This window comes from Metabacillus endolithicus (assembly GCF_023078335.1).
Lineage (GTDB): Bacteria > Bacillota > Bacilli > Bacillales > Bacillaceae > Metabacillus > Metabacillus endolithicus.
The window spans coordinates 3,949,471-3,961,537 of the sequence record NZ_CP095550.1 but is presented as its reverse complement, the minus strand read 5'-3'; the positions used below and the strand labels follow the sequence as shown (position 1 = coordinate 3,961,537).

Sequence of the window (12,067 nt, the reverse complement as noted above, 5' to 3'; positions counted from 1 at the left end):
TACGTTTAGGCAATTTCCTCACCTCCTGTCATGTTTAGTACTTCTCCTTCTGTTACCATTGGCAATTTTAGAACAACCTCTGTTCCTTCATGTGATCTACTATTCACTTCCAACCCGTATTGTTCACCGAAAATCATTGATATTCTTGCATGAACATTAATTAATCCAAAGCTAGAGTCTCGTCCTGCCATTGGGTCTTTTCGTAAAGAAGTAATTAATTTTTCTAGCACTTTTTCTTCAATTCCAGGTCCATTATCCTTAATTTTAATTAGGATTTCGTCATCCCCGGTTTTATCAATCGTGATAATAATGATACATTCCTCATGTTGATCAAGACCATATTTAATTGAATTTTCTATGATCGGTTGCAAAATAAACTTGGGAATATAGTATTGATTTGTATTAACGTTTTCATAAATTTTAAACGAAATTCGATCTTCAAATCTAAATTTTTGGATCGTTAAGTAATTAGTTGTATGAGTTAATTCAAATGAAATCGGAACAACTTTGTCCTTGTTGTTTAGGGAATATCGTAACATTTTCCCTAATAACGTCACCATTTTGACAACAGACTCTGTTTCTTCTTCCTCAACTGCATATCCAATTGTTTCAAGCGTATTGTACATAAAATGTGGATTAATTTGTGATTGTAAGGCATATAACTCTGCATTCTTCTGCCGTATTTCAATTTTATAATTCTTTTTAATCAATGTGTTGATTTCTGTAATCATAGAATTAAAGCTTTTTGCTAGGGTTCCAATCTCATCTTTTGAATGAATTGAAAGGTCCACATTAAAATTACCTTTTTCAACCTGTTTCATTAATTTTGTTAGCTTTTTCAAAGGATTTGAAACATTCCAAGCGAGAATAATTGAAATAACAATGCTCAAGAAAACCACAATTATAAACGCAATAATTGTTCCATAGCGAACAGCGTCTGTTTCCTTAGTTAAATCCTTTAACGCAATACTATGGAATACTCTCCAATCATACTGTTGAAAATCTTCCGTGCTTATTAAATGATTTTCATCTAATAACGTCGTTTTGAAACTTCCATTAATGTTCGGATAGCTTTCATATTTTTGATCAAATTCTCCAATTAATGTAGGATTTGTATGATAAATAATTCTTCCATCAGGATCTGTTATCCAAACGTTTGAGTTCTTCTCTTCCTTTAAATTGTTAAGAGCTTTTTCGAAAAAAGACAAATCTATTGCAATAAGAATCGTTCCTAGGTTCTCTTGATTCTCATAATCTCTTAATTGTCTCATTAGCATAATAAATGGAGGATTTCCTTTAAATTCTAAGTTAGTTTGATAAGGAAGAATAATTTCTTCCCTCCCATTAAGTTCAATATCCTGTCCGTAAGGTAAAGATGAAGATTCTAATCCTAATCCACTAAATGATGTTTTTGTACTTGTAAATAATCTGTTCTTTGATAAAAGAAAGACACCAAGTATATCAGTGTTTCCACCATTAATATATGTTCTTGAAAGATAACTATTTACTAAGAATTCATCTTTTAAAATAGTAGACTTATTTTGAAACGAATCCTTACGAAGAACCTCTATAACCTGTGAGGAATTGTATAATGCATCAGGAAGCTGTCTTATTTCATTTAATTGATTTTCCACATTTTCATTTGCTTGTTCCAATAGCTTAGGAATATATTCTCCAACTTGCTTCTCAATTGACTTTGTATACTGGCTGTAAGCGATATAACCTATTATCGAGATTGGAATAACAGTCAGAAGCATATACGTAATCATCAGCTTCGTCATTAATTTATAGTTTCTTAATCTAAGATGTTTAAAAATCATATTGATCAACATTTTCCTTTGTAAAATCAATTGGTTCTCCCATTATGACAATATCGTCAATTCTTCTAATTTTTCCAACACCAGGAATCTCTTGATTATCATAAGGATAAGAACTCGTTACAATATTCTTACTAAGTGCAACAGTTAAATAACCTAGTTTTTTGGGGGCTCCATAATGTAATGATTTGAGCAGATCCGTCTTTTAAATATTCATTCATTGGGTTTGGAGGCGACAAACCTACTACCGCTATTGAACCCGCTTTTCCGGCCTCTTTTACTGCTTGTGCGGCAGCTGGCGGTCCAACCGATGAGTTGCCAATAATTCCTTTTAAGTTAGGATAATCATTTAACAGCTGCTTAGCGATTAAGTATGCCTTATTAGGGTCATCATCTGTAGCAGCGATTTCCACTAATTTCATATTAGGATAGTATTCTTTTTGATGCTGCTTAATCCACTTCAACCATTCATTAAGATTTGCGGCTGAATTAGCTCCTGTCATTATTGCAAATTCACCTTGTTCATCCACATTCCAGGCCAGTGTATCCATTAGATGTCTTCCTAAAGTTTCTGGATTTACCATATTGATGAAAAAATCTCTTGCTTCCGGCAACGTATCTGCATCCCATGTAATGACCTTAATTTGATGATTTTGTGCTTTTTTTAAGACAGGAACAAGCTTTTCCGGATCATTAGCAGATACAGCAATAACATCTACTTCCTCATTTTGTATAAGTTCATCAATAATTTTTATTTGATGCTCGGAGTCTGCGATGGTTGGACCTTTATAAATGACCTTTACTCCTAAGTCCTTTCCCGCCTCCATTGCTCCTTCTTCAACTGCATTAAAATATGGTATATTTATGACTTTCGGTATAATTGCAACTGTATAGTTGGAAGGCTGTTGCTTTTCATCGTCCTGTTGTGATGGTTCATTTGTATATAAAACCTTATATTCATTATTGTTAACCGCACCTACGTTGCAACCGCTTACAAATAACAACAATAAAACTTGAAACGAAAAAAGCTTTTTAACCATCATTGTCCCCCTTTATGAGACTTATTATCTATATATTATACTATTTCTTTTTATTTAAAGAATACCATATGTTTGATTTCTTTTGAATATTCTATGATTTTATTTGTTATGAATATCATTTCATATGAGTCTCTCTATCTATTTGTAAATCATATAGCCCAAAATCGAAAAAGCACAACGCAATATCATTTTTGTTGTGCTTTTCTCAATTTGTCATATTTAATTATCTTTGCGACAAAACTTCCTTCTCATACTTTTTAACATCTTCCAACCAAGTTTCCTTCACAGGAACACCCATTTGTTCACAATAGTAATCCCAAATTGCTCCAAATGGATATGTTTTAAACTCTTCCATTAAAGCTAATCTTTCCGTAAAGTTCCCTTCTTCTTGAAGCTGTTTTAAGTGATTGTTCGGTACAAGCATTGCGTATAGTAAAGATTTAATCATATTACGAGTTCCTATTGTCCATGCCGCTACACGGTTAATGCTTGCGTCAAAGAAATCAAGTCCAATCATTACTTTATCTAATGCATCGTTACGAACGATTTCAAGTGAAATTTCTTTTAACTCGTCATCAAGTGTAACTACATGGTCACTGTCCCAACGAACTGGTCTTGAAACGTGTAAAGCTAGTTTATCGCTGTATAGAAGCATTGAAGAAATCTTGTTCGATACCATTTCAGTTGGATGATAGTGTCCAGTATCTAATAAGCATAGCTTGTTATTTTTTAATGCATAACCCATGTAAAATTCGTGTGAGCCAACAACATATGCTTCTGAACCAATTCCAAATAATTTGCTTTCTACAGCATCAATATTGTATTGCTCATCAATTTCTACTTGAAAAATTTTATCTAGTGATTCTTTTAGGCGAACTCTTGGTGTTAAACGGTCACTTGGTACATCTTTATAACCATCTGGGATCCAAACATTCGTCAAAGCTGGTGTGCCTAATTCTTTCCCAAAGTATTCAGCAATTTTACGACTTGCGATGCAGTGATTAATCCAAAATTCACGGATTTCCGGGTCTGGATGTGATAATGTTAGGCCATCTGCAGATTTTTCATGTGAAAATAACGTTGGATTAAAATCAAGTCCTAAATTTCCATGTTCTTTTGCCCAGTTCACCCAGTTTTCAAAGTGTTTAGGCTCTAATCTGTCACGCTCTACTACTTCTCCGTTTGTTTCAGCATAAATGGCATGAAGATTTACACGGTGTTTTCCAGGAATTAATGATAGAGCTTTTTCTAAGTCACTTCTTAGTTCTTCAGGTGTTCTAGCTTTTCCAGGGTAATTTCCTGTTACGTCAATTCCTCCAGATAATTCACCTTTGTTTACTTCAAATCCACCAACATCATCGCCCTGCCAGCAATGAATTGAGATTGGTACTTGTTGTAGTTGTTGAAGCACTTCATCAACATTAATTCCCCATTTTTCATATTCTTTCTTTGCTAATTCATAGCTTTCTTTAACCATCATATTAATCATCCTTTCACGTATTGTTGTTTATATGATTTTACTTCGAATGAATCTTTGATTAATGCTCTCGCTTGATGAATTTCTTCTACTTCATCTAATGCCATAAGCTGTGCCACAATGTTTCCAATGGCAGTTGCTTCCACCGGACCTGCACACACCTCTTTATTTGTTACATTTGCAAGTAATTGATTAAGCATTTCGTTTTGACAACCGCCACCAATTACATTCACTCTTGGAAAGCTTTTCTCAAATATTTCTTCTATTTCACTGATCGCACGTTTATAGCTATCTGCTAAACTATCATATACACATTTTGCAATCTGTCCTGGTGTTTGAGGGACTTGTTGGTTTGTTTCTTTACAATATTTTTGAATTTCACTTACCATGTTTTCAGGTTTTAAGAAACGATCATCATCCACATTTACGATAGATTGAAAATCTCCTTCTTGTTGTGCCAACTCTACAAATTCAGCAAAAGAAATTTCATCATGATAATTACGTTTTACTTCTTGAATCATCCAAAGTCCCATAATATTTTTCAAGAAACGATAGCGATAATCGATGCCACCTTCGTTTGTAAAATTATATTGAAGTGCCTTTGGAACACAAATTGGAAAACGATTTTCCACTCCAATTAACGACCATGTCCCAGAGCTTAAATAAATCGTATCCTCTAGTTCAGGAACTGAGATGACAGCAGAACCAGTATCATGTGTTGCAGGTAAAACTACTTTCATATCAAAACCAAATTCAGAAACAAGCTCTTCTGTTAATGTTCCTAATACTGTTTTAGGAGGCAGTATTTCATGAAACATTTCTGTATTAATACCTAATTTATCAAGCAATTCATGATCCCATTGCTTTGTAAATGCATTTACTAATTGTGTAGAAGTAGCATTTGTATACTCGTTAGCCTTTTTACCAGTTAGTAAAAAGTTAAGATACTCAGGGATCATTAAAAATGATTTTGCCTTTTTCAGCACATCAGGTGATTTTTGTTTTAATGCAAATAATTGATAAATTGTATTAAACTTTTGAAATTGAATACCAGTCTCAAAGTATAGCTTTTCTTTTGGAATGATCGTAAATACTTCCTCCATCATGCCATCTGTACGAGGATCGCGATAAGCTACGGCATCTGTTAATAAATTGTTATGTTCATCTAATAGAACAAAGTCAACCGCCCATGTATCAATACCAATACTATCTGGCTTTATATTAAGGTCATTACACTTTTTAATTCCTATTTTGATTTCAGAAAATAAGGTTTCAATATCCCAACAAAAGTGTTCATTCTTTTTCACGATATTGTTTTCAAATCGGTGTATTTCATTTAGTTGTAATTTGCCATCTTCAATATGGCCAAGAATTAACCTTCCGCTTGAAGCACCAATATCTACTGCTAAGCTATATTTTGTCATTTTCTTCACCTCTTCGTTGAAAACGCTTGCTTTATTACATAATAAACTAGTTTATTATGGTTTCCTATATCGTGATTAAACTATTTTATTGTCCTTATTTGCCAAAGTCATAAAAAATAAAAAAGCTATATCTCCTACTAGTTCCAAGTAGTGATATAGCTAGCCTTTTGTTAGTTGTTCGCGAAACTTCTTTGGTGTATATCCGTATTTGCTTTTGAACACTCGATAAAAATAACTAATATTTTCATATCCAACCTCTTCAATAATCGAGGTAATTGCTAGTGTTGTATTTTCCAATAAATCCTTTGCCACGCTTAATCTTTTTTCTTGTACAAGCTCCTTAAACGTATAACTAGTAGCTTTTTTTATTTCTTTACTTAACGTGTAATGAGGCTGCTGAAGTTTTTTTGATAACTCATATAAAGACGCATCTTGGTATTGTTCTTCAATATATTTTAAAGACTCAACAATAATGTGATGTCGATGAGTATCATCTTTATATTTAACTTTATCAGAGTTTTTAATAAGCTCAACCATTAATAAGCCCATATACAATTTTATCGTTGACTCTGACATCATCGAAGGATTCATAATTTCGACTATAATTTTTCCTATCAACTCCTGGATACTCTCTATTTCCGATACAGCAAAATAAAGATATTGTCCGTTTTGCGTGTGATCGAATAAACTATTAATTAAAAAATTCGTTATTAAATTCTCAGTCGTTAAATAAGAAAAAACAAACGAGAAAAATTCAGGCTTAATAATAAAATTAATTATAATATCTTCTTCTCCACAAGCTTCGAGTTCATGCTCAATATGCTGGTTGAGAAAAAGAATATCACCTTTTCTAAGCTCTAACCTTTCGTTCCCAACCGTTTGATTCAGTGAACCGTTAAAAACATAATTCACTTCAATATAATTGTGCTTATGCTTCGGAAAATGTACAAATCTCGTATGCTTCCTAACCATAATCATCGTATTATTGTTTAGAAATTTTTCACCTTCAACCACAAAGCTTTCTTGGCTCGTGTAGAGCTCCTTTTGAACTTCGTGTTTTTGCTGAAGAATCAGTTTTTCTTCATCATTAAGTTGGATGAGCTCTTGTAAAAGATTGGATTTCATCTTAGTCCCTCGTTCTTTGGTAATGTTATAGGGTTGATTATGTAAGTTCCTTAGTATCAAGACAGGCACCTGCTCTTCAATACTTTTCTTGTCTCGATTCAGGCTGTATCGAGACTGCTTCTCGCTCCTCAGCTCTTTTCTTGTCTCAATTCAGGCTGTATCGGGACTGCTTCTTATACCTCGGGTATTTTCTTGTCCCGATTCAGGCTGTATCGAGACTGCTTACCTCTCCTCGGGTATTTTCTTGTCCCGATTCAGGCTGTATCGAGACTGCTTCTCGCTCCTCAGCTCTTTTCTTGTCCCGATTCAGGCTGTATCGAGACTGCTTACCTCTCCTCAGCTCTTTTCTTGTCCCGATTCAGGTACTATCGAGACAGTTTCTCACTCCTCGGCCCTTGTCCTGTCTCGATTCAGGCTGTATCAAGACTGCTTCTCGCTCCTCAGCTCTTTTCCTGTCTCAATTCAGGCTCTATCGGGACTGGCTTATCTCTCCTCAGCTCTTTTCTTGTCCCGTTTCAGGCTGTATCGAGACTGCTTACCTCTCCTCAGCTCTTTTCTTGTCCCGATTCAGGTACTATCGGGACTGCTTCTTATACCTCGGGTATTTTCTTGTCCCGATTCAGGCTGTATCGAGACTGCTTCTCGCTCCTTAGCTCTTTTCCTGTCCCGTTTCAGGCTGTATCGGGACTGCTTACCTCTCCTCAGCTCTTTTCTTGTCCCGATTCAGGTACTATCGAGACAGTTTCTCACTCCTCGGCCCTTGTCCTGTCCCGATTCAGGCTGTATCGAGACTGCTTCTCGCTCCTCAGCTCTTTTCTTGTCCCGATTCAGGCTGTATCGAGACTGCTTCTCGCTCCTCAGCTCTTTTCCTGTCTCAATTCAGGCTGTATCGAGACTGCTTCTCGCTCCTCAGCTCTTTTCCTGTCCCGATTCAGGCACTATCGAGACTGCTTACCTCTCTTCAACCCTTTTCCTGTCCCAATTCCTTCAATTTTAAAAAACCAACATGTCCTCGCCTCAAACAGAGCTTTAATAAACCTAAAAACTCACTAAGAGAGTAAAAAGCCCTTCATCGCTACCAGTAATGAAGGACATACCTCTATTTAAATTCGACTTAACTCAAAAGATATAAAAGTGAGATCGTGGGTACCATTATCCGTAAACCATCACGGTATTAAACTGTATCCCTTTTTCCTCTAAGCCTCGGCAATAGCTTTCTTCGATTAGAGAATCTGTAATCACATAGCTAATTTTCTGGATATCTGTAATTTGCGCAAACGTTCGTACTCCAAACTTCGTAGAATCTGCCATTAATATCGTTTGATCTGATATTGACATCATCTGTCTTTTTAAAAGAGCCTGCCATTCGTTTGAATCACTTAATCCTGCTTCAATATGAACACCTTTACACGAAATAAATGCTTTATTTACATGATACATATTAAGTGACCTTTCTGCTAATGGACCAACATAGGATAATGACTTTGGCTGAAGCATTCCGCCGGTGGAAATTACACGAACTTGTTCTTTTTTACTAAGCTCTACCGCTACTTTAATAGAATTTGTTAACACAGTTAATGGGACGTCCGGCATTTCTTTTGCCATATACCATGCTGTTGTGCTGGCATCTAGTACGATCTGATCACCAGGCTGAATGAGCTTTACCGCTTCTAAAGCAATTGCTCTTTTTTCGGCAGCATTGGTAATTTCTCTTTCTGTATAAGAAACTTCTGTTTGTTCGTCTTGTATACTAACTGCGCCGCCATGACTTCGGCGTAATTGATTCTCTTTTTCTAATTTCTCCAAATCGCGTCTGATTGTTTCCTCTGTTACCTTAAAAATTTTACTTAATTCGGTAACTCGGACACTTAATTTCTCATTCACAACATCGACGATTTTTCGGTGTCTTTCTGCTACAAGCATCTCGGTTTGCCTCCTAAAAAAAACTCTCAATGAAAAAAATAATGATGAGGATGAGCTTACTTGCTTAAAGAGTCAGATCTTACGCTTGTAGGCTCTAGATATTATTATGACATAGAATAGGGTAGAACGCATTGGTTTTAGTGATTATGCGCTTACATTTTTGTCTATAAAACAAGGTGTAATAGAAATGATCTTCTGTTACACCTTGTATGTTTTCTTATTATCTAGTAAATGCTGCTGGCACTCCACCATCAACTGTTAACATACATCCAGTTGTTCTGTCTGATTTAGATGAAGCGAAGAATAGAATAGATTGTGCAATATCTTTTGGATAGATGTTCACTAGTAATGTTGTACGTTTACGATAATGCTCTTCTAATTGATCTGGGTGAATACCGTATGCTGCTGCACGTTCTTCTCTCCAGCTTGATCCCCAAATTGCAGATCCTTGGAGCACCGCATCAGGAAGAACAGAGTTTACGCGGATTCCAAACTCTCCGCCTTCTGCTGCAATACATCTTGCAAGATGAGTTTCCATTGCTTTAACAGAGCTATATGCTGCTGCATTTTTACCTGCATATACAGAGTTTTTAGAACCGATGAAGACCATGTTTCCACCAGTACCTTGTGATTTCATTTGTTTGAATGCTTCACGAGCAACTAGGAAATAACCTGTACCTAGAACATTCATGTTCAAGTTCCACTCTTTTAATGTTGTTTCATCAAATGGGCTTGAAGTTGCTAAACCCGCATTGTTTACGATAATGTCAACACCACCGTATGTTAGAGCAGATTGCTTGAATGCTTCTTGTACCGCTTCTTCACTCGTAACATCCATTTTTACAGCTAAAGCGCGACCTTCTCCGTATTGCTCATTGATTTCTGCCGCTACCTTTTGAGCACCTTCAAGGTTAAGGTCTGCGATCACAACATGAGCACCTTCTGCTACAAATTGACGGCAAGTTTCACTACCGATACCACCAGCACCACCTGTTACAAATGCTACTTGTCTTGAGAACTCAGCTTCTGCTGGAGCTAAAGATAATTTGTAAAGCTCTAATGGCCAGTATTCAACATTGAATGACTCGTTTTCGTTTAAAGAAACAAAGTTTCCTAGAGTTGTAGAACGTTTCATAACTGCAATTGCACGATGATATAAAGCACCACTTACGTTAGCCATTGGGATGTTTTTACCTGTGTTTACCATTCCGATACCAGGAATTAAAATAACACGTGGAGCTGTTTCAGAAATTTTGTCACCTTCGTTTTTGTTTCTCTCAAAGTATGCTTTGTATTCTTCTTTAAAGCTTTCGATTCCAGCTTTTACTTTTTCTACTAAGCTAGCAACATCTTCAGTTTGTGGATTCCAGTCAATGAATAATGGTGTCATTTTTGTATGAACTAAGTGATCAGGACATGCTGCACCAACTTGTGATAATTCTTTAGCATTATTGCTGTTAACAAATTGTAGAACATCTTCCGCATCATCATAAGTTAATAGCATTTTCTTTTCTTCGCTAACCGCACCACGGATAACTGGCATAACTTGTGCTAAAACGTTTTTGCGATCTTCTTCAGAAAGTGCTTCGAATTTTTGCCCACCAAATACATTTTCTTCTACTAATCTAGCTTGAATATATTGTTCTGCTTCATTAATAACAGAAATCGTTTTTTCATAGCTTTCTTCAGCTGTTTCTCCCCAAACAACAAGACCGTGTTTTTCCATTAATACTAATTCTGCGTTTGGATTGTTTTTAACACCTTCTGCGATCATTTTTGAAAGTGTGAATCCTGGGCGTACATATGGTACCCAAACAAAACGGTCTCCGTAAATTTCTTCAGCAATTTGACGACCATTGTCTGCACAGCAAAGACCAATGATTGCGTCTGGATGTGTGTGGTCAACATGCTTGAACGGTAAGAATGCGTGTAATAGAGTTTCAATTGATGCACGTGGATGCTTGCTGTCGATCATGCAATGTGCAAGATAAGCAACCATTTCTTCATCTGACATTTCGTCACGTTCGATTAATGGACGAATATCTTCCATTCTTAAACCAGTGAAGTTGTGCGCTTTCATTGTCGCTAAATCTGATCCACTACCTTTAACGTACATCACTTCTACGTCACGGCCACGGAAATCTTTTTCAATTGTTTTCATTGACGTATTCCCGCCACCCCAGTTACATACAGCACGATCTGAACCAATTAAATTAGAGCGATATACTAGCTCTTCTACTCCTTGAGATAATGAAGCTGCTTTTTCTTTATTCCATAAACTTTGTACCACTTTATTTCCTCCTCTATTGTTTCGTATCTGTTTTTGTTTGTTTATCTGCTTTTCATTATATACTATGTTTGTTTATTTTTGAATATGTTTTTTGTTTATTTTTGAACTTATTTGTCCCATTCTTAACGGGCAGTAAAGCCCCACCTAAAGATTCTAGAGAAGCAATGAAGATAGGTGGGGGATAACTGCCTGTAAAGATCCGATAAGTCTCGCTAACCATGAATGGGGATAACCCCCCTCATAGTAGTCTCGCTGTATCATCAACAAGAATATACGTTGCTTTAATCGGTCCATGAACCCCAACAATCAGGTTCAATTCAATGTCGGCACTATTACTTGGACCTGTAATAAAATCAATACAAGATGAAATGTTTTTGCCTTCTTTAACTTGTTTGTTAATATACGCAGTTGCTTGCGTCATTCTAGGGACTAATGTGCTCTTTGGAACAATGGCAATATACGTTTTCGGTAATAAGCTAACAGATCTTCCTTTGTTTTCACTGCTAAATAGCACAACTGTCCCAGATTCTGCAAGGGTGATGTCACTAAAAGTGATGCCCACATCTGCTTTTTCTGCTGCTTCAATATTTTTCTCTTTAAGAGCAGGATCCCAAATATGAACATCAATATTTTCTTGGGGAAGTTTTTCTAATAGATTTTCTGCTAACCCAAACTCTTTATGACGTTCATCTTCCCATGTAACAACACTAGCTACTTCGTACTGTTCAAAAACTTCACGAATTTTCTCTGTTAGTTTGTCCGAGCTCGTTTCAATAAACTGAGTATGAATGACTTCACAATGCTTTTTAAGTACTTCCACTAATTCATCCTGTGATGCATCTTTTAACACTTCAAACTGAGGGGTTGTTGTCCATTGTGGTTTTGTGACTGTTTTTCTTCTTTCTCTTCCTAGTTTTTCAGCAACCGTACTAAGAAATGAATCTCGATGATGAATTTGTCCTTCTGCCATC

Annotated in this window: 8 protein-coding genes; all 8 read right to left on the bottom strand. The window is 36.0% G+C overall.

All coding sequences use genetic code 11. From position 1 onward, the window contains the following. Nucleotides 1-5: 5 nt before the first annotated feature. Nucleotides 6-1,850 carry a cache domain-containing sensor histidine kinase gene (locus MVE64_RS20055; RefSeq protein ID WP_247340628.1) on the bottom strand — a complete coding sequence of 615 codons (1,845 nt, stop codon included), beginning with the start codon at nt 1,848-1,850 and terminating at the stop codon, nt 6-8. Between the two features lie 101 nt (nt 1,851-1,951). After that, nucleotides 1,952-2,857: an autoinducer 2 ABC transporter substrate-binding protein gene (locus tag MVE64_RS20050; RefSeq protein WP_247340626.1), complete on the bottom strand. Its 906-nt coding sequence runs from the start codon at nt 2,855-2,857 to the stop codon at nt 1,952-1,954. A gap of 223 nt (nt 2,858-3,080) precedes the next feature. After that, nucleotides 3,081-4,337, bottom strand: a complete 1,257-nt coding sequence (gene rhaA / locus MVE64_RS20045; protein ID WP_247340625.1) for an L-rhamnose isomerase — start codon at nt 4,335-4,337, stop codon at nt 3,081-3,083. A 5-nt stretch (nt 4,338-4,342) separates the two neighbouring features. Beyond that, nucleotides 4,343-5,758 carry a rhamnulokinase gene (rhaB, locus tag MVE64_RS20040; RefSeq protein ID WP_247340623.1) on the bottom strand — a complete coding sequence of 472 codons (1,416 nt, stop codon included), beginning with the start codon at nt 5,756-5,758 and terminating at the stop codon, nt 4,343-4,345. A gap of 159 nt (nt 5,759-5,917) precedes the next feature. Next, a complete protein-coding gene (locus tag MVE64_RS20035) occupies nt 5,918-6,883 on the bottom strand; it encodes an AraC family transcriptional regulator (protein ID WP_247340621.1) in 966 nt (321 codons plus the stop codon). 1,152 nt (nt 6,884-8,035) lie between these two features. After that, nucleotides 8,036-8,806 carry a DeoR/GlpR family DNA-binding transcription regulator gene (locus MVE64_RS20030; protein WP_247340619.1) on the bottom strand — a complete coding sequence of 257 codons (771 nt, stop codon included), beginning with the start codon at nt 8,804-8,806 and terminating at the stop codon, nt 8,036-8,038. Between the two features lie 220 nt (nt 8,807-9,026). Then, a complete protein-coding gene (locus MVE64_RS20025; RefSeq protein WP_247340617.1) occupies nt 9,027-11,096 on the bottom strand; it encodes a bifunctional aldolase/short-chain dehydrogenase in 2,070 nt (689 codons plus the stop codon). A 238-nt stretch (nt 11,097-11,334) separates the two neighbouring features. Then, entirely contained in the window at nt 11,335-12,066 is a 732-nt protein-coding gene (locus tag MVE64_RS20020) for a LutC/YkgG family protein (RefSeq protein WP_247340615.1), read from the bottom strand. Nucleotide 12,067 lies beyond the last annotated feature (1 nt).